The 23,064-nt window shown below is 70.9% G+C and carries 22 protein-coding genes; 9 read left to right on the top strand and 13 right to left on the bottom strand.

Features of this window, described 5'->3' with window-relative positions:
• The 3 genes from ABZU25_RS33145 to ABZU25_RS33135 form a co-directional block, all read left to right on the top strand.
• Window positions 1-317 (top strand): C39 family peptidase (locus ABZU25_RS33145; RefSeq protein ID WP_355033301.1); only part of this gene is annotated, 317 nt, incomplete at its 5' end.
• A 301-nt stretch (window positions 318-618) separates the two neighbouring features.
• Window positions 619-1,512, top strand: a complete 894-nt coding sequence (locus ABZU25_RS33140) for a DUF1996 domain-containing protein (protein ID WP_355033300.1) — start codon at window positions 619-621, stop codon at window positions 1,510-1,512.
• A 71-nt stretch (window positions 1,513-1,583) separates the two neighbouring features.
• Window positions 1,584-2,210 (top strand): DUF305 domain-containing protein, encoded by a 627-nt coding sequence (locus ABZU25_RS33135; RefSeq protein WP_355033299.1) that lies wholly within the window; start codon window positions 1,584-1,586, stop codon window positions 2,208-2,210.
• A 122-nt stretch (window positions 2,211-2,332) separates the two neighbouring features.
• Here ABZU25_RS33135 and ABZU25_RS33130 read toward each other — a convergent pair whose 3' ends face one another.
• From ABZU25_RS33130 to ABZU25_RS33115, 4 genes are all read right to left on the bottom strand, one after another.
• The gene (locus tag ABZU25_RS33130) at window positions 2,333-3,946 is read right to left on the bottom strand and encodes an ABC-F family ATP-binding cassette domain-containing protein (RefSeq protein WP_355033298.1); all 1,614 of its coding nucleotides are present in this window, start codon (window positions 3,944-3,946) and stop codon (window positions 2,333-2,335) included.
• 210 nt (window positions 3,947-4,156) lie between these two features.
• The gene (locus tag ABZU25_RS33125; RefSeq protein WP_355033297.1) at window positions 4,157-4,336 is read right to left on the bottom strand and encodes a hypothetical protein; all 180 of its coding nucleotides are present in this window, start codon (window positions 4,334-4,336) and stop codon (window positions 4,157-4,159) included.
• A 13-nt stretch (window positions 4,337-4,349) separates the two neighbouring features.
• A complete protein-coding gene (locus ABZU25_RS33120) occupies window positions 4,350-5,090 on the bottom strand; it encodes an alpha/beta hydrolase (protein ID WP_355033296.1) in 741 nt (246 codons plus the stop codon).
• Window positions 5,083-5,715: a TetR/AcrR family transcriptional regulator gene (locus tag ABZU25_RS33115; protein WP_355033295.1), complete on the bottom strand. Its 633-nt coding sequence runs from the start codon at window positions 5,713-5,715 to the stop codon at window positions 5,083-5,085. The genes ABZU25_RS33120 and ABZU25_RS33115 overlap by 8 nt, the downstream gene beginning before the upstream one ends.
• Window positions 5,716-5,863: 148 nt before the next feature.
• Between ABZU25_RS33115 and ABZU25_RS33110 the strand changes: the two genes are divergently transcribed.
• Window positions 5,864-6,967: an aldo/keto reductase gene (locus ABZU25_RS33110; RefSeq protein WP_355033294.1), complete on the top strand. Its 1,104-nt coding sequence runs from the start codon at window positions 5,864-5,866 to the stop codon at window positions 6,965-6,967.
• 80 nt (window positions 6,968-7,047) lie between these two features.
• Here ABZU25_RS33110 and araD read toward each other — a convergent pair whose 3' ends face one another.
• From araD to ABZU25_RS33085, 5 genes are all read right to left on the bottom strand, one after another.
• The gene (araD, locus tag ABZU25_RS33105) at window positions 7,048-7,749 is read right to left on the bottom strand and encodes an L-ribulose-5-phosphate 4-epimerase AraD (protein ID WP_355033293.1); all 702 of its coding nucleotides are present in this window, start codon (window positions 7,747-7,749) and stop codon (window positions 7,048-7,050) included.
• A gap of 207 nt (window positions 7,750-7,956) precedes the next feature.
• The gene (locus ABZU25_RS33100) at window positions 7,957-8,943 is read right to left on the bottom strand and encodes an alpha/beta hydrolase (protein WP_355033292.1); all 987 of its coding nucleotides are present in this window, start codon (window positions 8,941-8,943) and stop codon (window positions 7,957-7,959) included.
• Between the two features lie 75 nt (window positions 8,944-9,018).
• Window positions 9,019-9,915 carry an acetyltransferase gene (locus tag ABZU25_RS33095; protein WP_355033291.1) on the bottom strand — a complete coding sequence of 299 codons (897 nt, stop codon included), beginning with the start codon at window positions 9,913-9,915 and terminating at the stop codon, window positions 9,019-9,021.
• Between the two features lie 158 nt (window positions 9,916-10,073).
• Window positions 10,074-11,270: a low temperature requirement protein A gene (locus ABZU25_RS33090; RefSeq protein WP_355033290.1), complete on the bottom strand. Its 1,197-nt coding sequence runs from the start codon at window positions 11,268-11,270 to the stop codon at window positions 10,074-10,076.
• 139 nt (window positions 11,271-11,409) lie between these two features.
• A complete protein-coding gene (locus ABZU25_RS33085) occupies window positions 11,410-12,960 on the bottom strand; it encodes an NAD(P)/FAD-dependent oxidoreductase (protein ID WP_355033289.1) in 1,551 nt (516 codons plus the stop codon).
• 213 nt (window positions 12,961-13,173) lie between these two features.
• Between ABZU25_RS33085 and ABZU25_RS33080 the strand changes: the two genes are divergently transcribed.
• Window positions 13,174-14,127 (top strand): AraC family transcriptional regulator, encoded by a 954-nt coding sequence (locus tag ABZU25_RS33080; protein ID WP_355033288.1) that lies wholly within the window; start codon window positions 13,174-13,176, stop codon window positions 14,125-14,127.
• A gap of 132 nt (window positions 14,128-14,259) precedes the next feature.
• Window positions 14,260-15,369, top strand: coding sequence for a glycoside hydrolase family protein (locus tag ABZU25_RS33075; RefSeq protein ID WP_355033287.1), 1,110 nt, complete (start codon window positions 14,260-14,262; stop codon window positions 15,367-15,369).
• Window positions 15,370-15,375: 6 nt separating this feature from the next.
• Here ABZU25_RS33075 and ABZU25_RS33070 read toward each other — a convergent pair whose 3' ends face one another.
• Window positions 15,376-16,260, bottom strand: a complete 885-nt coding sequence (locus tag ABZU25_RS33070) for an NAD(P)-dependent oxidoreductase (RefSeq protein ID WP_355033286.1) — start codon at window positions 16,258-16,260, stop codon at window positions 15,376-15,378.
• A 190-nt stretch (window positions 16,261-16,450) separates the two neighbouring features.
• On the opposite strand from ABZU25_RS33070, the gene ABZU25_RS33065 reads away from it, so the two are divergent.
• Together ABZU25_RS33065 and ABZU25_RS33060 are read left to right on the top strand one after the other, a co-directional pair.
• Complete coding sequence (locus ABZU25_RS33065; RefSeq protein WP_355033285.1) at window positions 16,451-16,870, top strand: PPOX class F420-dependent oxidoreductase; 420 nt, start codon at window positions 16,451-16,453, stop codon at window positions 16,868-16,870.
• A gap of 130 nt (window positions 16,871-17,000) precedes the next feature.
• The gene (locus tag ABZU25_RS33060) at window positions 17,001-18,326 is read left to right on the top strand and encodes a glycoside hydrolase family 18 protein (protein ID WP_355033284.1); all 1,326 of its coding nucleotides are present in this window, start codon (window positions 17,001-17,003) and stop codon (window positions 18,324-18,326) included.
• Between the two features lie 80 nt (window positions 18,327-18,406).
• Here the strand turns inward: ABZU25_RS33060 and ABZU25_RS33055 are convergent, their stop codons facing one another.
• The gene (locus ABZU25_RS33055; RefSeq protein ID WP_355033303.1) at window positions 18,407-18,772 is read right to left on the bottom strand and encodes a hypothetical protein; all 366 of its coding nucleotides are present in this window, start codon (window positions 18,770-18,772) and stop codon (window positions 18,407-18,409) included.
• A 177-nt stretch (window positions 18,773-18,949) separates the two neighbouring features.
• Here ABZU25_RS33055 and ABZU25_RS33050 point away from each other — a divergent pair, with 177 nt between their 5' ends.
• Entirely contained in the window at window positions 18,950-21,751 is a 2,802-nt protein-coding gene (locus ABZU25_RS33050) for a M14 family zinc carboxypeptidase (protein ID WP_355033283.1), read from the top strand.
• A 56-nt stretch (window positions 21,752-21,807) separates the two neighbouring features.
• Here the strand turns inward: ABZU25_RS33050 and ABZU25_RS33045 are convergent, their stop codons facing one another.
• Both ABZU25_RS33045 and ABZU25_RS33040 read right to left on the bottom strand, forming a co-directional pair.
• Window positions 21,808-21,999: a DUF397 domain-containing protein gene (locus tag ABZU25_RS33045; protein ID WP_355033282.1), complete on the bottom strand. Its 192-nt coding sequence runs from the start codon at window positions 21,997-21,999 to the stop codon at window positions 21,808-21,810.
• The gene (locus tag ABZU25_RS33040) at window positions 21,990-22,790 is read right to left on the bottom strand and encodes a helix-turn-helix transcriptional regulator (protein WP_355033302.1); all 801 of its coding nucleotides are present in this window, start codon (window positions 22,788-22,790) and stop codon (window positions 21,990-21,992) included. Before ABZU25_RS33040 ends, ABZU25_RS33045 begins: the two co-directional genes overlap by 10 nt.
• Window positions 22,791-23,064: the final 274 nt, after the last annotated feature.

Below are 23,064 nucleotides of genomic sequence, written 5' to 3'. Positions count from 1 at the left end.
AGAACGACGCCTACCACAGCGTCGAGATCAGCAACCCCAACGCCGATGACAAGCAGACCGACCGGCTGCGCGCCGACGTCGTCAAGACCGTCGACGACGGGCGGGCCGTGGTCGCGAACATCGCCGGCACCAGCACCGACACCAACGGCGGTGTGCACTCCTACGAAGGCGGGCACTACATCAGCGTCGTCGGTTACCGGGACAACGGCACCACCGTCACGATCGCCGACTCCGCCGACCCCAACACCGCCTCCTACCAGATCACCATCGAACACCTCGCCGACTGGATCGCCACCCGCGGCTACGCCACCAGCTGACCCCACCACCACCGCACCACCGCACCACCGCAGCACCCGCAGCACCGCACCACCGCAGCACCCGCAGCACCGAAAGGGCCGGACCCCACCACGGGGACCGGCCCTTTCGGCGTCGTCATTTTCCACCAACTGCGGGACGTATTGACAAGTTTCGACACGGGAGCGAGGCTTGGGCGGCCGGTGAGAGCGCTCTCCCGTATCAGCTCCGCCGGTCACCACCAGTCTGGCCAGGGCAATCTCCGACGTCTTCGGCGGCGGCGGCGGAGCTACCCCTGACCCGTTCCCCGACAGGAGTCACGAGATGGACAGGGCCGCACCCCTCTCCGACAACCACCGCCGACTGCGCCTCGCCACAGCGATCGGCGCCCTGCTGGTGCTACTCGGCACGTACGTCGTCTCCACCACCGAGCGGGCCGACGCCGCCCCGGTCGCCAACGCCATCCGGGTTGCCGAGTTCCCCGCCGACTGCACCTACAGCCATCGGCTGCCGGACGACCCGATCGTCTTCCCCGGCCTACCCGGGGCGTCGCACATGCACAGCTTCTTCGGCAGCACGGTGACGAACGCCAACACCACACTGCCCGACCTGGTCAGCTCCCAGAGCACCTGCAACCCGCGGGTGGACGTCTCGTCCTACTGGGTGCCGACCCTCTACCGGGACAACGTGCCGGTGGAGCCGGCGATCGCCACGTTCTACTACCTGGGCGAGGGCGTTCGCTCCGACGTCGTCGCGAACACCCAGCCGTTCCCGCTCGGGCTGCGACTCGTCGCCGGCAATGCGAAAGCCACCGGGTCGAACGACAGCATCGCCCGGTGGTCGTGTCTGCACGCGGGACAGGTGGCGCCGTCGAAGAACTTCGTCACCTGCCCGTCCGGCACGATGCTGGAGTCGTACCTGGACTTCCCGCAGTGCTGGAACGGCCGCGACCTGGACTCGCCGGACCACAAGAGCCACCTGGCGTACCCGGTGAACCAGGCCTGCCCGAGCACCCACCCGGTGCACGTGCCGAAGTTGCGGCAGGTGCTGCGGTACCCGGTCAACGGCGACCCGTCGCGGTTCCGGCTGGCCTCCGGGCCGGGCTACACCATGCACGGCGACTTCTTCAACGCCTGGCCGGTCGCGGAGATGGCCCGGCGGGTCCAGGACTGCATCCGTCCCGTCATCAAGTGCGGTGCCGACGGCCGACCGATCTGAGCCGACAGGTACCCCCTGCGGAGGCGGGTCCGGTCACGCCGGGCCCGCCGTCCGCGGCGAGAGGAGGTCGGATGCGAAAAATCCCCCTGCGCGCGGCCGGGTGCCTGCTCCTCGCGGCGCTGCTGCTCGTCACCGCCTGCGCCGGTCGGGCACCTACCGCGCCCGCGGCATCGACCGCCGCACCATCCACCGCTACGGGCGTGACCGCCGCACCGGTCGGTTCGGCTTCACCCGGCGGCTCGGCCGGCCTGTTCGGCGCCACCGACATCGCGTGGCTTCAGCTGACGGTGGCGATGAACGAACGCCTACTGCGGGTGCTGGACCTGGTGCCGAGCCGGACCACCGACCCGGCGTGGCTGAGGTTCGCCGCTCGGCTCGGCACGGCGCACCGCGCCGACCTGAGCACGGCCCGCCGGCTGCTTGCCGAGTCCGGCGCGCCCACGACCAACCCGCACGAGGGCCACGACATGCCAGGCATGGTCACCGACGAGGAGTTGGCCGCGTTACGGTCAGCCACCGGTGTCGCGTTCCAGCGGCGGGCCGGCCAGCACGTACGAGCGCACCTGGACCAGGCGGTCCGGATCGCCATCGCCGAGCAGCGAGGTGGAATCCACCCCGCGACCACGGCGTTGGCCTCGGCGGTCGTTCGGACGGGAAACGCCGACCTCGCCGGGCTTGATCGCTTGAAGCAGCGGTGATGGCGGCCCGGTGACGATCTCGTCGAGCAGCGCGGCACGCTCGGCCGGCGGGGACAGCAGCGGCGAGTGGCTGGACTCGATCCGCCGGACGTCGGTGGCCCGGTCGTTGGTACGGCGCGCACCTACCGTAGGGCGAGTTCCCGACCGGGCCAACGGGAGCGGAGCCGCCGGTCGTGGCTGGCGACGACGATGGCGCCCGGTCCGGTGCCGAGGGCCTCCTCCAGCTCGTCGCAGAGCCGCGGCGAGAGATGGTTGGTCGGCTCGTCCAGCAGCAGCAGTTCCGGCGGGTTGGCGACGACCACCGCGAGACCGAGGCGACGACGCTGCCCGACCGACAGTTCGGCTACCGGACGGTCGAGGTCCGTCGGCGCGAGCAGCCCGAGTGCCGACAACGGCACCGCTTCGGCCCGTTCCATCCCGACCGCCGCGTCGAAGACCTGCCGGGCCGTCCGCTGCGCATCCGCGAAGACGCTGTCCTGGCCGAGCAGCCCGATACGAAGATCCGGACGCCGCCAGACGGCTCCACCGCGGGTCAGGCGGCCGGCGATGACGGCGAGCAGAGTCGACTTGCCCACGCCGTTGGGGCCAGTCACCAGGAGCCGGTCCCGGGCCGTGACCTCCAGGTGCGCCACCCGCAGCCGGCCGGGAACCTCCAACCGGTCTGCCGTGACGATGGCCTCGGTGCCGTCCCCGGTGGCGATGACCGGGGTGTGGAAACGCAGCGGCTCGGGCGGCGCGGGGACCTGTTCGTGTTCCAGCGCCGCCAATCGACGGGCGGCGTCGCGAACACGGCGGGAGATCTGGTTCTGCACGCGGCCGGCGGTGTGCCCGTACCCCATCTTCTCGCTGTCGCGGGGGCCCCGGCCGTGGGCGACCTGATGTCCGGTCACAGCGGCGGCCTCGCGCAGCTCGGCGAGGAGCGCCTGCTCGTCGTCGTAGCGTCGGCGCCAGCGTTGCGCCTCGGCGTGCTTCGCTGCCAGGTAGGCGGTGTAGCCGCCACCGTGGCGGACCGGCCCGTCGACCGCCGGGTCCAGATCGATGATGTCCGTGCAGACCGCGTCCAGGAAGGCGCGGTCGTGACTGGCCACCACTACCACTCCGGGCAGGGCGCGCAGCTGGTCCTCGCAGAACGCGGCAGCCGCGTCGTCGAGGTGGTTGGTGGGCTCGTCGAGCAACAGCGCGTCCGGCCGGCGGATCAGCATCGCCGCGAGGGCGAGGCGGCCACGTTGCCCGCCGGAGAGCGCGGCCAGTGTCCGGTCGGGGGGTATGCCGCCGAGGCCGAGGCCGGCGAGCACCGTCTGGGCGCGCCGGTCGGCATCCCAGGCGTCGCGGTCCTGCGCCCGCTCCAGGACTTCGCCGTACGCGGTCAGCAGCCGGTCGTGCTCCTCGGTGCCCTCCGGCGAGTCGGCGAGCGCCACACCGATCTGGTCCAGCTCGGCGAGGTCGGACCGGGCCTCGCCTAGCGCGTCGTCGAGGATCCCGGCGACGGTCGCGGACGGGACGAAAGGCAGCTCCTGGTGCAGGAAACCGAGACCCGGTGGGCGTACGACGGTGCCGGAGTCGGGTTCGTCGACGCCGGCCAGGACCCGCAACAGTGTCGTCTTGCCGGTGCCGTTCTCGCCGATGAGGCCGATCCGGTGACCGGGCGCGGCGGTCAGCGAGACACCGTCGAGCACCCGGCGGGTGCCGCGGATGCGTACCAGGTCATGGGCGATGAGAGCGGGTCGAACAGACATGGGGACCTCGGGGAACGGACATCCGGGCGCACACGGGTGGCCCGGCGGGAGCGGGGCATGACGACAGGGGCCGCGGCGACGGCGGCGCGATCACGCGCCCGTCGGCGGCCGGTCCGGGTGCTCACCCGGAGATGTCGTCGTCACCTGCCACGCCTGCTCCGATCTCCGGCAACTCGCGTCCGAGGTTAACTCACGCCAGCGGACCGGGCCTCAGCTGCCGCCCATGCTCGACGAGCTGTTGTCCGACGAGTTGCCCGGGCGCGACGTGTAGCGGCCCGCCAGTCGCCCGGCCCGCGCCCGACGCCCCAGCACGCCGATGATCGTCAGCAGCAGGGCGGCGAAGAGCGCGATGCCGCCGCCCAGCAGCGCTGCCATCGTTCCTGCCGACATGCCGATCGTCCTCTCAGCCGGTCGCCAGCAGCCGGGCGATCGCCGCCGGCTCCGCCAGGTGCGGGAAGTGGCTACCGGGCAACACCGTCACCACCACCTCCGGCAGGGCATCCGTCAGCCAGGTCAGATAGCGGGGCGGCGGCTCGGACGAGGTCACCCAGCGGTAGGGGATCCCCCGCACTCCGATGGACCGCAGAGCGCGGGTCCGCTCGGCGGCGATCTCCTCGTCGGACCCGCTCAGGATTTCCCCCCAGTAACCCAGCAGCAGGTCCGGCCGGGGATCGGTCGCGGTGGTCACGATCTCGCGCGCCTCGGCCGGCAACGAGTCGATGCCCATTCCGGCCAGCATGCCGTCCCACACCCGCCGCCAGTCCGGGCCGCGCAGAGTGGGCTCGGCCTGGCGTACGACCGCACCGAATGGGCCGGGCAGCAGGATCTGGTCCAGATTCACCACGCCGCGCACCGGGTAGCGGGCCGCGTATGTCGTGGCGACCACCGCGCCGACCGAGTGTCCCACCACGATCGGCTGGGCGAGGCCCGCCTCGGTCACCTGGTCGTGCAGGATCTCGGCGACCTCCGCCATCCCGTAGGACGACCGCCGGGGTGCGTCACCATGGCCGGGCAGGTCGAGAGCGAGGACCTGCCGGGCAGGATCGATCGCCGCCAGCTCGCGCCGGACCGGGTCCCACTGTCGCCGGTCGAAGGTGAGGCCGTGCAGCAGCACCAACGGTGGCCGATTGTCGTCTTTATCCATTGCCGTTCCCTTCCTGCGCCCCGGTCACTCGGGCACCCGAGCGCAGCGAGTCGATGGTGAGGTCGAGGACCGCCTGTAGGTGATCGATCTTCCCGGTGGAGAGCAGCAGCAGCACGCCGCCCTGGATGCCGGCCAGCAGCGCCGCGGCGGCGCGGTCGGCGTCCACGTCCGCGGCGATGTCCCCGGTCGACTGCATGTGCCGGATTCCCTCGGTGATCGCCTTCTGCCACCGCCACATGAGCCCGGTCACGATCGCCTGCGCGCCCGGTGCGCGTCGGCCGGTCTGACCGAGCAACCCGTTGAGCGGGCACTTCACGCCCTGCGCGAGGTAGCGCTCGATGAGCCGGTCGCGCCACGCCAGCCAGGCCGGCCAGGAGGTCAGGTTGCTGAGCATCGGCTCCTGGTCGATGAGCACCTGGTCGGCCTCGTGCTGGGCCACAGCGAGCAGCAACTCGTCCTTGCCGTCGGGGAAGTAGTGGAAGAGCTGACCCTTGCTGGTGCGGGTGCGAGCCAGCACGTCCTCAAGGCGTACCTCGTCGACGCCGCGCTCGCGGATCTCGTCGGCCGCGCCGGTGACGATCCGCGAGCGGGTGGCCTCGCCCTTGCGGGTGAACGCCCGTGTCATGCGACCTCCGTCACCGTCTGCGCGCCGTGCCTGCCGGTCCGACCCTAGCTCGGACTTTGGACTTGCGGGTCCATTTTCGCCGAGCAAAGGTCTGAGTCTGAGGCGCGGTCCGGTCCGGGCCGACACCACGATCGGGAGGGGCACCACCGTGAACCACTACTACCTGCTCGGGCGGTCCGGCCTGCGGGTGAGCCGGCTGGCGCTGGGCACCATGAACTTCGGGGTGGACGGGTTCCACGCCGCGTACGGCAAGACCGAGGAGGAGGCGGAGCCGATCTTCCGCCAATACCTGGAGGCGGGCGGCAACCTCATCGACACGGCGGACTTCTACACCGCCGGGGAGAGCGAGAGGATCCTCGGCCGTCTGATCGACCGGGCCGGCGTCCGCGAACGGCTCGTGCTCACCAGCAAGGCCACAAACACCGTCGATCCGACCGACCCGAACGCCAGCGGCAACGGTCGCAAGCACCTCGTGCGGGCCGTGGAAGGGTCGCTGAGCCGGCTCGGCACCGACTACATCGACCTGTACCTGCTGCACACCTGGGACCGGATCACCCCGGTCGAGGAGGTCGTGCACACCCTCGACGACCTGGTACGCGCCGGCAAGATCCGGTACGCCGGGCTCTCCGACGTGCCGGCCTGGTACGCCGGCCGGGCGCAGAGCTACGCCGAGGCACACGGGCTGGCCCCGATGATCAATGTGCAGCTTCCGTACTCCCTGGTGACTCGGGGCATCGAGGCTGAGTTCGTGTCGATGGCGCAGAGCCTGGGGATGGGGCTCACCGCGTGGAGCCCGATCGGCGGTGGGCTGCTCAGCGGCAAGTACCGACGGACCGGCGAGGGCATAAGCGGGACCGGCCGGTTGACCAACCCGGATGCCGCGGGTCGGGAGATCAACCCCAGCGACTGGAAGATCATCGAGGCACTGGAGAGCGTGGCCGCCGACCTGGGCCGCAGCATGGCCCAGGTCGCGATCAACTGGGTGGCCACCCAGCCCGCCGTCGCCTCGGTGATCGTCGGGGCGAGCAGCCCCGAGCAGCTCGCCAGCAACTTCGGCGCGCTCGACTTCGAGATCCCGGCCGACGCTCGTCGCCGGCTCGACGAGGCCAGCGCCCCGGACCTCGGGCTGCCGTACGGCATGTTCACGCCGCAGTACCAGTCCTGGGTGGTGAGCCCCGGCCTCGGCATCGGCGACAAGCCGGCGGGTTACGCCCCGCCGGTGTTCAACGGGGCCACCCAGCCCACGACGTGAGAGACCCCGCGGACCGCGAGCACCACCGGCACGGGCGCTGCGCGCGCTGCGCCCGTGTCGGTGTCACCGGGCCGCGACGGTCAGGGCCGGCTCTGCTCGGGAAGCTGGTTGCCGTAGTAGGCGCCGGCGCCGTGCTTGCGGGTGAAGTGGCGGTCCAGCAACCACTGTGGCGCGGCCGCCGCGGGATTCAGCGACAGCGTCTTCAGGGCCATCTCCGCGACCGCCTCGCAGACGATCGCGTTCTCCACCGACTTGAGCGGGTCCTTCGCCCAGGTGAAGGGGCCGTGGTTGGCGGCGAGGGCGACGGGGTTGGCCAGCGCCTCGGCCTCTCCCCCGATCAGCTCGATGATCGCCTGAGCCGTGTTGAACTCGTAGTCGTTGGCGCACTCGTCGGCCGTCAGGTCCCGGGTCACCCGGATCGGGCCGGCGAAGGTGTCGGCATGCGTGGTGCCGAGCACCGGCACGTCCCGCCCGGCCTGGGCGAAGGCGACGGCGTGCGTCGAGTGGGTGTGGGTCACTCCGCCGATGGACGACCAGTGCAGGTAGAACGCGCGATGGGTCTCACTGTCGACGGAGGGCCGCAGCTCTCCGGCGACGACCTGCCCGGTCTCCAGATCCACCGGGACCAGAAGGTCGGCCGTGAGGTCCTGGTATGCCACGCCGGAGGGCTTGATCACATAGATGCCCGCCTCGCGGTCGACCCCGCTCACGTTGCCCCAGGTCAGCGCGGCCAGGCCGGCCTGGGAGATGAGGCGGTTCGCGGCGAGGACTGCGGCGCGCAAGTCGGTTGATCCGGCCGTACTCATTGCAGGTGACGCCTTTCGGGTGGGGGGTGGCAGTCGGTGCGGCGCGATGCGGTAGCGCGGCACGTTAGCGCTAACATTCCGCCCGGTCAATAGCAGGTGCGCGGTGCCGGACAGCGGTGACGCGCCCGCACGAGGCACGACAGGGCGCAGTTTAGACGCCGGCGCACCAGCGCGCGGCCCACCTCACTCGTCGACGCTGGCCGCCCGGGTGAGTCCGGGCGTCGGCGTCGGACCGCCCTCGTAGAGAGCGACGTACCGCCGGCGCAGCTCGGACCCCTCCGCGCCGAGCGCGGCGAGGTTGAGCAGGTTGTGGCCGACACCCAACGCCTCGGGCAGGGTGCAGACCCGCAGCGGGATCGCGTTCGCGTCGGCGATCCGGCGGGGCACGCTCACCGCCGTGGCGAGGTCCACCACGCCGTCGAGTGGGCTGATGGCGACCGCGGCGGTCCGCAGACCGGTCCGGCGCGGTGGATTCGGCAGGCTACGCGCGATCGTCAGGTACTGCGTGACGGCGGAGAGTGAGTAGCCGCGTGACGTGACGCGATCCGGGAGGACGCGCCGCCCGTACAGCGTGATGAGCGGTCGGACCACGAAGGCCGGCGCCTGACGCGGGTCCGGGCCGAAGAACGGCGACAGCAACAGCAGGTGCCGTACGACGTCGCCCGGCACCTGGGCCAGCCAGGCGGCCAGCACGGCGCCGCCGGAGATCCCCACGACGCCCACCTCGTCGCCGAGGCCCGCCGCGACGGCCAGCGCCCGCGCGGCGTACGTCGTCAGCTCCTCGGCCTCGACCCGGTGGTGGGCCAGCTGGTCGACGGTCCCGTGGTGGGGAGCCCGTGGAATCCAGACGTTGTACCCGCGATCGAAGAACTCCTCGGCCAGCCCGTCGTACTGCTCGGGCGCGAGGGTGTATCCGTGCAGCAGCAGAACGACCCGGCCGGTACGGGAGCCGTGGCTCAGCAAGCGGCTCCGCGATTCCGGCCGGACCGCTGGATCCGCCGCCTCGGCCGCGATGATGGCCTCGGCGGCGCGGGTGGCGGTGTCGAAGTCGAGCGGTGGTGACGCTGCGACGCGTAGCCCACGGCGGCGCAGCGGCCAGAGATACAACGCGGCGACCAGCGCCACGACCAGCGCCAACCCACCGAGGACGAGGGCGATGATCTCCGGCATGCTCCGATGCTGACAGGGGTACGGGTCGGTGCCGGCCGAGGGGTGCGCCCTGGTGACAGGGCGCACCCCGGTCAGCTATTCCGGTGCGTCCGGCGGCGCGAAGGCGACCCTGGACCGCAACTGCCGGAACCCGGTCCGTTCCAGTTCCGCGAGCACCGCCACCCGGTGGGCGTCCACGTCGGCGATGACCTCCCGGGCACCGCCGGCGGCCAGCACCCGGACCGCCTCGGCCAGCAACTCGGGTCGGGCCGCCTCGTCGAGCAGGCCCAGATAGGCCAGCAGCGGGTAGCAGGCGTCTCCGGCAGTGCCGACCAGACCCACCGGCTCCCCGGCCTCCAGCGCGATCCGCCATTCCTCGGCCGCGTCGCCAAGCCAGTCCAGGGGGTGGGTGGCCAGGTCGACGCCGGCGACCGCCCGCGCGATCTCGACGCCGGTCAGCACGTCCGGCTCGGCGATCCGGGCGACCAGGGCATTGATCTCCGCCGCGTCGGCGGGCCGCCGGAAGTGGTAGCGCCCGGAGGACGCCGGCAGGGGCGTGCCCGCCCAGGAACACCTGAGCCGCTCCCCCCGCTCGACCAGCCCGGCGAGCCGGGCAGCCGCCATCGGCGCCCGTACCACGGCCAGCACCTCGGCACGACGCCGCCAGTGCGCCGGCAGCGCAGCGTAGTACCGGCCGGGACCGCCCAGCGCCTCGTGGGCGGCGCGCAGCAACTCGGCACCCACCTCCGGCTCGGCGTCCAGATCGAACCGCTCCAGCCAGGGGGCTCCGACGGCGCCCGGCGGGAGCAGCCAGGCGGCCCGGCCGACCACCCGGCCGGCGCGCAGGGCGACCCAGGTGGTCTCGGCTCGGTAGCCGCCGCCGGCGATCCCGTCGGCGTAGGCGACCTGGCGCAGTTGGGGCAGTGGATCGGGCATGGAGTCGAACAGGTTTTCCTCGCCCGCGACGAGCGGACGGATGACCAGATCAGTCATGGGTTGGGCCTCCGGGAAGCGCGCGCCCCGGATCAGATCCGCGCGGACGCCGGAGCGCGGAGGGGGCGCAGAACATCGGACATTGTTCTGACCTCCTTCCCACTCGACGGCGTGCCAGCAGACCATACGCGCGGCGGTCGCCGGGCCGCAACGGATTGTCACAGCGTCGGGTTGGTCTCCGACCCGCGCCGGTGTACCCGCTGGTCGGCGACGGCGATGCCGGCCAGGACCAGCGAGGCGGCGGCCGCCACGGCGACCGGCGGGAGCAGCACCATCAACGGGGCTATCACGGTCAGCGCGAGCGCACCGACATACAGCGCCCGGCAGCGCGGGGCAAGCCGGCTCTCCGTCTCCAGGAAACTCCGCCCGAGCAGGAACAGCACCGGGCCGCCGAAGACGATGGTCACCAGAGCCCAGTCGATCGGCGGGTGCGGATCCTCGATGATCTGTCCGAAGCCAACTGCGGTGCAGATGATGCCGCCGACGATGAGCAGCAGGCTGTAGCTCGCCCACCGGGACAGCTGAATCCCCTCCCCGCTGGACGTCGAGGCATGACCGGACCCGACGTGGTAGAAGTAGATTCGCCAGAACGAGACCACCGCCACGAACGAGGCGACGAGGACGATGGTCCCCCCGGTCGAGAAGCCCGGGAAGCTGACCGCGGCACCGGCTTCGAGCACCACCTCGGCGAGAGCGATCATGAAAAACTGGTTGTACCGTTCGGCGAGGTGTGCCTGCGAGACGGTGACCCCCAGGGTGCTGAGCTGCCGGCCACCCGTTCGCGGGAGGGGATAGGTGGTCGCGGCGCCGATCATCTCGATGGCGAGAGCGAGGGTCCAGAAGACGCCTCGACCGAAACCACCGCTGATGCCGCCACTGATCCAGAGCACCCCGGACGTCAGGTGCCAGGTCAGCACCCGGATCGAGAACGCGTGCACCGTGTGCCCCTGCAGGGCGAACGCCAGGAACAGCGGACGGCCGACCTGGATGACCACGTAGGCGCAGGCGAAGATGACGCCACGTTGACCGAAGGCCTGCGGCAGCGTGACCGCCAGCACCAGCGTGCCGAACATCGTCGCCAGCAGGACGGCCTGGAGCTCGGGACGCCGAGGATCGTAGGTGCTCGCCAGCAGCGCGTTGAGTGACCAGATCATCCACATGGCAGTGAAGAAGAGGACCGTCTGGCCCGCCTCGGACAGCAGCGTCTGCCGGACGATGGTCAGGTCGTCCGCGACCCGCCCGGCGAGGCGGGCGAGCGCGAAGACGTAGACGATGTCGAACAGCAGTTCCAGGACGGTCGCCGAGTTCGGGCTCCTACTGTCCCCGAGACCGCGGAACACGGCACGTGTCAACACGGACGGCGGGACAGCTCAGCCGGCCAGGGCCGCCGACACGGGCGCGCCGAGGTGATGACGGTGCTCGGCGATTCGCCCCGCTGCCATCGCCTGCGAGCCCCCTCACCGACCGTCCCTGCGTCACTCCTGCCTGCGTACTTTATCGGGCTATATGCGAATCTTCGTGGTTATGCTGGATACCACTGTGCCCACCCGCCGTGCCCCCATCGGCGGTACGGGCGATCATTCGTGCCGTCACCCCCCGGTACGAGCGCGGGTCCACGGGGAGCAGCCACTGCCGGGCCCGGGTCAGCGGGCCGAGGTTGAGCCCCAACTCGTTGAGCACCTCATCGATGTTGTGCATCGAGAACGGGATGATGTTCGTGCCACGGGCGTGCCGCCCGTTGGTGCGCGCCGCCATCCAGGCCAGGCGGGCGCGCACCTCGTCGCGCATCCGGGCCTCGGCGGGCAGGGCAATCCCACCCCGCAGGTACGCGGCCGTCCACACCGCCGCCATCTCCGCGCCGAGCGGACTGAAGAACGACGAGTTGTAGCCGGCGAACGTCAGCCGTGGCACGCCGATCGGCAGGATCTGGCGGTAGAGCTGAAAGTTGCCCGCGTCGTCCTGTAGCCGGGCGTGCAGCGCGTCGTCGAAGAACGGCACGTGCTGGCGGAAGCCGGTGCCACAGATCACCAGGTCGGCGGGGACCACCATGCCGTCGGCCAGGCGGGCGGCGGGCCGGCCGTCATCGACAAGCAGTTCGCTGATCACCTGGTCGCGGTGCACAGCGATGCGACCGTCGGCGACACGCTCGAAGAAGCCCTCCGTGACGAGGCTGACAGTGCTGCGGGCGATGTCCTCGAAGCTGCCCCTGGGCACCAGACCCAGCTCACGCAGTCTGAGCTGCCGGGTCGCTACCGAACCGACGCTGTCGACCATCCGTTGGCGCAGGCCGTTACCCGGACCGTGCAGGAACCGCTCGAAGCCCTTCAGGTCGAGGTAGCGGAACAGTGCCTCACCCATCCGGGTGAGCAGCAGGTACTTGTAGTTGAGCGCCCCGCCGAGCTTGCGGGGCATCTTCCAGAGCAGGTCCCGGGCCACCACGTGGGTCTGGGCGGCGAGATCGCTCAGCGGGACCGCCACGTCGCAGGACGACTTGCCGTACCCGACGACGAGGACGTTCCTGCCCCGGGCCGCCTCGACGTCGTGGAACTCCCCCGCGGCCAGGACGCGCCCACCGGCGGCGGCGAAGCCCGCGTGCCCGTCGAACGACGGAACGACCGGGTCGGAGAAGATACCGTTGGCGACGATCAGGTGGTCGTACCGCTGCACCGTCACCGGGTCCTGGGCCCCCGTCGGCCGCGACGTGATCAGCCACCCGGTGTCGTCGTTGATGAGCTCGGCGGAGGCAATCTCCGTGGACAGCCGCAGCACGCTGGCGAGCCCGAACTTCTCCACGTAGCTCTCGAGGTACCGCTGGACCTGCTCGCCCGAGGGCCACTGCGGATAGTCGGCGGGCATCGGCAGGTCGGACAGGTGATAGGTGCCCTTGTTGTTCTGCGTGTGCAGACCGGGATAACGCCGGGTGCGACTCCACACCCCACCGACGTCGGGCGCCTTCTCGAACACTGTGACGTCGAATCCGCTCTGCCGCAGCACCTTCGCTGCGCTCAGCCCGGCGAATCCGGCGCCGACGACGGCAATCCTCATGGCATCCTCCGAAGCGCGTGAACCACTGCGACAGTGGTGGTGAGCGCACGCTAACCAGCAGGTCGCGACGGTCGCTATCCGCTGCGCGCGAGGTGTGTCCGCTCCGCGCAGCCGACCGGCCCGTGTCGGGTGCGCGGCTTTCCGGCACTGTCCTTCCCGGTCCCGCCTTATGGTCAGCGCACCAGGACGCCCGGGAGGGGTCGGATGGATGCGGTGACGGTCCGCACGGACGACGTCGACCAGGCCCGCGCCGAGGTCGGCAAGGTCTTCTGTCCGCACCGACTCACCCCGCAGGCGGGCGTGCGCACCGTCCAGCTGCGGATGGCGGCACACCGGGTGGGCGGGGTGGGCGTCATCGACCTGGACTACGGGCAGTCGGTACGGATCCAACCCCCCGCCCTGGAGAGCTTCTATCTCGTCCAGATTCCCCGGGCCGGCAGCACTGTGGTCCAGCACTCCGGCCACACCGTGACCTCGACACCCGACGTCGCCTCGGTCCTGTCCCCGTACGACCCCTCGGACATGCGGTGGTTCGAGGGGTCGCCACATCGGATCTTCTACGCCGACCGGCGCGCCGTCGACCGGGAACTCACCCGCCTCCTGGGCCGCCCGGTGGACGATCCGGTCCGCTTCGACGTCGGCATGGTCATGACCACGCCGACCGCGCAGGCGTGGGCACGCGGGGTGACGTTCCTCGCCGACGAGCTGGCACAGCCGACGGACGCGTCCCTGTTCGACCACCCGCAGGTCGCCGCCCGTTTCGAGCAGGGGCTCATCGGCCAGCTGTTGCTGGCCCACCGACACAGCCATTCCGACCTGCTCGCCGAGCCGGGCGACCACGCCAACCCCGGGCGGCTGGTCCGCCGGGCCTGCGCCCTGATCGCCGACCACCACGGCGAGGCACTGACCGTCGGTGATGTCGCCGAGGCGCTGCGGGTGAGCGTACGAACGGTGCAGGACTGCTTCCGGCGGGAGTTGCGGACCACCCCGACGGCGTACCTGCGTGCCTGTCGCCTCGACGCGGCGCACCGGTCGCTGCGGGCGGCCGAGCCGGGGGTCTCGGTGACGACTGTCGCGCTGCGGCACGGGTTCGTGCACCTCGGTCGGTTCGCGACCGAGTATCGGACGCGATTCGGCGAGGCGCCGTCCACTACTCTGCGCCGTTGACGGTCCTCGGGCCGACCACAGTCGAAACTGTTATCCGGGCGCGTCTGGCGAGTCTCCTGAGGTGAGGCGTTGGCGGGATTCCCGCCAACGGAGCATCGATCAGCGGTGCGATCACACGAAGGAGTCGAGACGATGCGCGCAACCGGCCAGGGTGCGGCGGACACCCCGAAGGGGACCCGGGGCGTCCACGCGGAGCCCCGCCGCGGGTTGTCCCGCCGCCTCCCGAGCGGCGTTCGGCGCCTGCGGTGGCCCCTGGCCGTGGCCGCCGTGGTCGCCGTACTGGTGACCGGGGTGTTCGTCGTGGTGCAACCGACCGGGCCGACGCCCGCTCCCGCCGCCACGCAGGCGCTCGACACGCCGCCGCCGACGAGCCCGGCGCCCGGCGCACCCACCGCGAACACGCCGGCCGCCTCGACCAGCCCGGCGGGAGTGACAATGACGCCGACGACCAGGCCGACGGCGACGCCGACGACCGGGCGTCCGGCCGCCCCGGCGGCGACCGCCGTGACCTCGAAACGCAAGGGTGTCGGCGTGTGGACCTTCGACGGGGTCAGCCCGGCACTGGCCAACTCCGGGGCGAGTTGGTACTACACCTGGGACGTGGCCCACCCGGGCGTCACCAGCCCGAAGAACGCCGAGTTCGTCCCGATGATCTGGGGGGCGAAGAGCGTCACCGCCAGCAACCTGGAGAAGGCCAGGCAGAACGGCCGTTACCTGCTCGGGTTCAACGAGCCGGACCTGAAGGGTCAGGCGGAGATGACAGTGGAGCAGGCGTTGGAGCTGTGGCCGCAGCTGGAAGCGACAGGGCTGCCGCTGGGCAGCCCGGCGGTGGCCTGGGGCGGTGACCGGCCGGGCGAGTGGCTCGACCGCTTCATGGCCGGGGCGAAGCAGCGCGGTCACCGCGTCGACTTCATCGCCCTGCACTGGTACGGCGGCGACTTCACCACCGCCAACGCGGTCAACCAGCTCAGGTCGTACCTCCAGGCGGTGCACGACCGCTACCAGCTGCCGATCTGGCTCACCGAGTTCGCCCTGATCGACTTCGCCAACGGCGTTCGCTTTCCGAGCCAGGCGGAGCAGGCCGCGTTCCTCACCGCGGCGACCCGGATGCTGGGCGGCCTGTCCTGGCTGCACCGGTACGCGTGGTTCGGCCTGCCCGCCACCGACAAGGACCAGACCGGGCTCTTCCGCACCGGCAGCGAGGCGACCGCCGTCGGTCGCGCCTACCAGGCGGCGCGCTGACCTGGTCTACACGTGGTGCCGCCACGAGTGGCGCGGCTCGTATCCCAGGACCCGGCGTGCCTTGTCGATGCTGAGCAGGGTCTCGTGCTCGTCCAACTCCTTGCGGATCTCGACGCCCGGGTAGACCTCGGCCAGCAGGCTGGCGCTGGACCTGCTCATGACGGTGTCGGCGTTGGCGATGATGAAGACGTCGGCGCCGGGCCGGTCGTGGGCGAGCGCACGCTCGACCGCCTGGGCGCCGTCGCGGGCGTCGACGTAGCCCCACAGGTTCCACCGGCGTAGCCGAGGGTCGGCGTCGAACGAGGGGAACGGCGCGTAGTCCTCGACATCCATCACGTTGGAGAAGCGCAGACCCACCATGACCAGCTCCGGGTCCCAGCGGCAGAAGTGCCGCGCCATCTCCTCCTCAAGGGCCTTGTTCAGCGAGTACGTCGACTCGGGCCGCGGCGCGTACTCCTCGTCCACGGGCGCGTACGGCGGCGGGGTGTCGAACGGCAGCCCGAGCACCGTCTCGCTCGACGCCCACACCACCCGCTTGATACCGGCCGCCCTGGCCGCGGCGAAGACGTTGTACGTGGCGGCGGAGTTGTTCGCGAACGTTGTCGCGTTGGGCATCAGCCCGGGGGCCGGGACCGCCGCCAGGTGCACGATCGCGTCGATCCCACCGGCGTGCTCGTCAGCACCCCCGGTGAACGCCTCCACCAGCTGCCCGTAGTCGGTCAGGTCGACAAGGAGGAACTCGCCGTCCACCGCACGGGGGTCGCGACCACCGGCGCGGTCCACCGCCAGCACGTCGACGCCGACGGCCCGCAGGTGGGCGACCACGGCACAGCCGAGCTTGCCGGTGGCACCGGTGACGACGACACGCCTGGGCAGTGCGGATTCGGTCATTACCCCATCTTCGCCGGGAGCGGCCGCAGGCCCGCACGCGGGTGCCGCGCCACCCCGGGCGGGACCGTCGGGTGGGGTCCATCTCCGCCGCACGTGGTCCTTCCGGCGTGGTACCTGCCGGTCCGAGCCTGTTCAGGGCCGGCGGGTGCGTAACGTGCAGGGGTAAACGCTGACGCGACGAGGAGACTGCATGTCCAAGCCACCGCTTCCCGAGGCCGCGATCGCCATGCTGCAGAAGCCGAACCCGGCCGTGATGACCACGCTTCGCAACGGTGGTCAGCCGGTGTCCGCCGCCACCTGGTACCTGTGGGAGGACGGGCGGATTCTGGTGAACCTGGACGAGAGCCGCCGCCGGTTGGAGCACATCCGCAACGACCCCCGGGTGTCAGTGACAGTGCTCGACGAGGCCGGCTGGTACACCCATGTCAGCATCGTCGGGCACGTCGCCGAACTGCGCGCCGACGAGGACCTGGCGGACATCGACCGGTTGTCCCAGCACTACACGGGCAACGCGTACCCGCGGCGGGAGCGCGCCCGGGTCAGCGCTCTGATCGAGATCGACCGCTGGCACGGCTGGGGTTCCCTCAAGGACAACGACCAGGTCGGCTGACGCCGCTGTTCAGGGGGTGAGGCTGGCGGTGGACCGGTCGACTCTTGACCGTGGAGTGTGATCGGCTTAACTTCATCAATCAGATAAGTGTCTTTACTGATTGTGCGCCAACCATCGTGGGAGTGTGCCGATGCGACAATTCCGCCACCGCCGTCTCACCGCCGTCGTCGCCCTGGCGACCCTGCTGATCACCGCCACCCCGCCCACCGCCGCCAGCGCTGGCGACCACCAGCAGCGCAGCGCCGGCTACCACCGGGTCGGCTACTTCACCCAGTGGGGCATCTACGGGCGGGCCTTCCCGGTCAAGAAGCTCGACACCTCCGGTGCGGCGAGCCGTCTCACCCACGTCAACTACGCCTTTGGCAACGTCAGCGAGGACGGCCGCTGCTACCTGGACGGCGGGCCGGGCGAGGGCGACGCCTGGGCCGACTACCAGCGGCCCGTACCGGCGGAGGAGAGCGTCGACGGCGTCGCCGACGCCCCGGGCCAGGCGCTCAACGGCAACTTCGGGCAGCTCGCCAAGCTGAAGGCCAAGCACCCCAAGCTCAACGTGCTGATCTCGCTGGGCGGCTGGAGTTGGTCGACGTACTTCTCGAACGCGGCCCGCACCGACGCCTCCCGCAGGGCGTTCGTCGCGTCCTGCATCGACCTCTACCTCAAGGGCAACCTCCCGGGTGCCCCGGGCGCCGCCGCCGGCGTCTTCGATGGCATCGACCTCGACTGGGAGTGGCCCAACTGGGCGGGTGAGCCCGGCAACGTCATCCGCCCCGAGGACCGGGAGAACTTCACCAAGCTGCTTGCCGAGTTCCGCCGGCAGCTCGACGCGTACGGGCGCACGACCCGGGCGCACCACCCGCTGACCGCGTTCCTGCCGGCCAACCCGGCCACCATGGACGCCGGCTACGAGGGCCGCAAGATCTTCAAGTACCTGGACTTCGCCACCGTACAGGGGTACGACTTCCACGGCGGCTGGGAGGCGGTGGCCAACCAGCAGTCGGCGCTGCGCGTACCGGCGGGATCGCCGGACAACCCCGACTTCTCCGTCGAGGTGGCCATCGACGGCTGGATCGCCCGCGGCGCGCCGCGCGACAAACTCGTTCTCGGCATCCCGTACTACGGGCGGGGCTGGACCGGCGTCACCGGCGGCGGCAACGGCCTCTTCCAACCGGCCACCGGGCCCGCGCCGGCCACCTTCGAGGCCGGCTACGAGGACTACAAGCAGCTCAAGACAATGGCCGGCAACGGCTACACAGTGCACCGCGACCTCCGCGCCGGGCACGCCTGGTTGTTCGACGGTACGACGTTCTGGACGTACGACGATCCCGCTGTCGTGTTGCAGAAGACGCTCTACATCCGTCGGGCCGGTCTGGCCGGCGCGATGATCTGGTCGCTCGACGGAGACGACGACAACGCCACCCTGACCAAGACCATCGGCCTCGGCCTCACGACCTGGTAGGCGCACCCCACGCGGCTCCCTTGATCATGTGACGAAAAATAGGTGTCAGAGGCGTCTCCGACCTACTTCTCATCACGTGATCAAGGGAGCCGCCCCTCTTCGGGGGTGACCGCGCGCACCGCCGCCTCGATGAGCGCTGTCACCCGGTCCATGTCCCGCGCCTGGCGGACGTCCACGTCGGCCGTCCATCCGTCCGGCCGGGCAAGCCGCACCGTCACGTCCTCACGGCGGTGGACAAGCCAGCCGGCGATCGCCTGCACCAGCACCATGGCGGCGCCCGCGTCGTCGACCGCCACCCTCAGCGGGTCCGTGCCGTCGGCCGACGTCTCACCGGCCGGCGTCGAGGCCACCCCGTCGCGCAGCCTGTCCTCGGTGCGCAGCCAGGACGCAAGAGAGCGCCGAGCATCCGCGGACGGTAGGTCCGGATGGACCGAGAGCGTGATCATCTCTGACACGTGTCCCCCTCCCCAGACGACAACAAGCACATGTCGCCATCCTGCCAGTCCGCGTCGGAGCCGGCACGTCCTGTAGTCACCTTCGTCGATCAGAGCTTGACCGCCACCTCGGCGGGTTCATAGGCTCCGGCCACTGCGAGGCTGTTCCCGAGAAGGGAAACACGACACATGGCCCCATCGATGCGCTCGTTCTGGACAGTCCCCCCGAGACGGCTGGCGGGTGCCGCCACGATCGCGCTCCTGCTCGGCCTGACTCCCCTGCTCGGCAACACGCCGGCCGCGAGTGCTGCGCCGCCCGCACCGTGCGGCGACGACCCGACCGCACGGTTGGGCACGGTGCCCGCCCCGGAGGCCGTGTTCGGCTTCCCGCTCGGGGTGGGTCAGGAGCGGGTCGTCACCAACGAGGAGGTCCGCACCTACCTGACGGCGGTCGACAGCGCCTCGGACCGGGTGGTCACCGGAGTGCTGGCCACCAGCGTGGCCGGCCAGCCCCTGCCGTACGCGGTGGTGTCCAACGAGCGCAACGTGCGGCCCGCCGCGCTGCGCCGGATCGCCGACGACGTACGGGACCTGCGTGATCCCCGTCGGACCAGCGCGCGGACGGCCGCCCGGACGGCGAAGGACAGCCCGGCCATCGTCTGGGTCACCGCGAACGTGCACGGCGGCGAGAAGAGCGGCACCGACGCGGCCCTCAAGACGCTGTACGAGTTGGCGGCGGGCCTGTCCTGCGCGGTCACGCACCGCAACGACAACCTGGTCACCGTCATCGTGCCGACCCAGAACCCGGACGGTCGGGACGCGACCCGGCGGCAGAACGAGTTCGGCTTCGACCTGAACCGGGACTGGTTCGCCCGCACCCAGCAGGAGACCGACGGCAAACTCGAACTGCTGCGCCGCTACCCGCCGCAGGTCTTCGTCGACGCCCACGAGATGGGTGGCCGGCAATACTTCTTCCCGCCCAACGCCGACCCGATCCACCACGAGATCGCCGGCGAGGCGGTGGACTGGATCAACCGGATCGGCGAGGCCAACAAGGCCGGCTTCGGCTACAACGGCGCCTGCGACGAGACCGTCACCACCGAGTGCTACTTCAACTACGACACGTACGACATGTTCTTCATGGGTTACGGCGACACCGTGCCGACCACCGGCTTCGGCGCTGCCGGCATGACGTACGAGAAGGGCAGCGCGTCGGCGGTGGCCGACCGGGTCCAGCAGCAGTTCCACACCCAGTGGTCGACGTTGGGTTGGGCCGCCGCGAACAGGCGCGAGGTGCTCAGCGGCTACTTCGACATCTGGACCGACGCGCTCGCCCAGGGCCGGGCGGGCACCCTCGAACCGAACGAGGTGGTCCAACCCACAAACGAAGTCCAGTTCCCGGTGCCCGACATCAAGATCCGCTCGTACTTCCTGCTGCCCGACCGGCAGCTCGCCGACGTCCGTCAACTCGTCGAGCGGCTGCGCCGGATGGACGTCGAGGTGTACGAGGTGCGGAAGCCGACCCGGGTGCCGACCGCGCGGGTCTTCGGCGGCCGCAGCGCCACCAACGTGACGGTGCCCGCCGGCGCGTACTGGATTCCGATGGACCAGCCGCAGAAGCACTGGATCCAGGCCATCATGGGCGAGGATCCGTACACGCCGTTCCCCTACTTCTACGACGTGTCGTCCTGGAGCAACCCGCTGCTGATGGGCGTCTCCACCATCTACACCGGTGACAGCGTCCGGCCGCAGGCCCAGCTCGTCCGCGCGGTCTCCGGCGGCCGGACCGCCCCGGCGTGGCCGTGGGGCTCGTACACGTACCCGCTCGACTCGGCAGCCGCCGCGGAGCTGACGTTCAACCTGCTCGGTCGCGGCGTTCCGCTCGTGCGGGACCTGACGACCAGCCGGGTCGCGCTCCCGGCGGCCAAGCTGAGCCGGACGGTCGACGAGCTTGCCGAATCCTTCGGGGTGACCCTCACTCCGGGCGGACGCCCCACCGGCACCCCGCTCGCCCTGCCCGACGTGGGACTGTTCCAGGGCACCGGCATCTCCACCACCTCCGGCTCACACGGCGAGGCCCGCTACGTGCTCGGCAAGCGGTGGGGGCTCGACCTCACCCCGGTCACCACTGCCGACATCAACGACAACACCGAGGCGTTCGCCGGTCGTACGGTGCTGCTGGTGCCGGACGGCAGCAGCGCGACCGGCGGCCTGACCGCCGCCGGCCAGGCCAACCTGCGCGACTGGATCGCCCAGGGCCACACCTACGTCGGGCTGCGCAACGAGGGCACCCGGCTGGCCCGCACCGCCGGGCTCACCTCCACCACCGAGAAGACCAAACCAGCCGACTATCTGGTGATCGGCTCGCACCTGCGGGTCGACGTGGACACCGCCAGCCCGGTCGCCCTGGGTCGCCCGGCGGAGGACTTCGAGTTCAACAACAGCGACCCGATCCTCAACCCGAGCACCACCGGCACGAACGTGCTCAGCTACCCGACGGGTGACACGTTCTGGGCCAACGGCTACACCGTCGGCGCGGACACACTGAAGGGGACAGCGGCAGTGGTCGACGAGCCGACCGGCGCCGGCCGGGCGGTGCTGTTCGCGTTCAATCCGCTCTTCCGGGCGTACAACGAGAATGGTCTGCACCTGGTGGCCAACGCGCTGCTCTACCCACCAGGCACGCCGGCCGCCCGGCGCACGGTTGGCGTCGACCCGGCGCGCGCCAGCGCCGCCGCCGCGCCGGTGACGGCGGACCTGGGCGGCGGGTGGCGGCCGATCACCATCGAGGTCGCGGCGGCGGACCTGCCGCGCACCCAGGCCATCGTCGAACGCTTCACCACCGACGCGGTGACGTCCGCGAAGGGCACCTCGGCGTACGTCGTCATCCCGAACCCGCAGGGACTCCAGATCGACGAACACCCGTTCGCACGAGATCTGGTACGCGCGCTGCACAACGGGCGAGTGCCGCTGCGCTCGGTGGTGGGCTGACGGAGAAGCGCCCGTCCCCTCGACTGGGGGGACGGGCGCTTCGGCGCGTTTCGGGGCTATGACTGTCGGGTGACCTCGGTGACGAACGCCCGCCACGACGCCGGCTCGAAGACCAGCGCCGGCCCTGCGGGGTCCTTGGAGTCCCGGACACCGACGATGCCCGGCAGGTTGTCCGCGACCTCGACGCAGTTGCCGCCGCCGGAGCCGCTGCGGGTCGACTTGCGCCACGTAGCGCCGGTCAGGTCCATGACGTCACCACTTCCTTCATCAGTTCGATCGACTGACGGCGGGGCAGCGCCTCGTTGCGAACGGTTTCCCACCTCGACATCAGAGTATCCACATCGTCGTCGCGGTCGATGACAACGCCGCCGAGCTGATTCTCCATCTCCGCCACCCACTTGTGGTCGGGCAGGCGGGCCAGGCTGAACGGCCCGGTCAGACCGACGTGCATGCTGACCTCGTCCGGCAACACGTGAACGCTGATGTTCGGCCGCTCCGCGAGGGTGGTCATCTGCTTGATCTGCCCCGCCATGATGTCGCGGAAGTCCGCGCCCGCGCGGCGGATCACCGCCTCGGCGATGACGGCGATGAACTGCGGCGCGTTCGCCTTGGTGAGGACCGCCTGCCGGTCGATCCGGTGGGCGAGTCGCTTCTCGACCTCGTCATCACTCAACGTGTCATCGCAGCGGATGACGGCGCGGCCGTAGCTCTCCGTCTGGAGCAGACCCGGAACGAGGCTCGGCTGGAAGCACCTGAGCTGAGTCGCGGTGCGCTCCGCGTCGAGCCACGGCAGAAACCAGGAAGGTGCCCCCAACTGCGCGACCATGCGCTCGAACAGGCCGCGGTTGTTCAGTGCCCGGTCGGCACCCTTGATGAAGTCCATCGTCAGCGCACGCGTCTCGCTCTCCACGGCGCTGACGTGCGATGCGCTGAAGCCAGCGCCCCGACCGAAGGCATCCTGCGTCATGCCGGCCGCCCCTCGGGCGCGGCGAATCTCGGCCACGATGAACGCGGCGAGTGGGTGCGGCAAGTCGGACATTGGGCACTCCCCAAACCGGAAGATCAACAACTCACGCCGCCACCCGGCGTGGAACGTTTCGCCAGCTCGGCCCGAACCAGCGAACCGCCTTCCGAGCGTAGTGCCCTCCACAGCAGAGTGTCACCAGCGGCGCGCCCCGCACCCCGCGCCCCGCGCCTCGCGCCCCGCGCCCCGCGCCCCGCGCCCCGCACCCCGCGCCCCGCCCCGCACCCCGCGCCCCGCGCCCCGCGCCCCGCGCCCCGCGCCCCGCGCCCCGCGCCCCGCGCCTCGCGCC

It is taken from the genome of Micromonospora sp. NPDC005215 (assembly GCF_040607915.1).
Classification (GTDB): Bacteria; Actinomycetota; Actinomycetes; order Mycobacteriales; family Micromonosporaceae; genus Micromonospora.
Note: the sequence above shows the minus strand (reverse complement) of the source record. Positions and strands in the feature narration are given on the sequence as shown.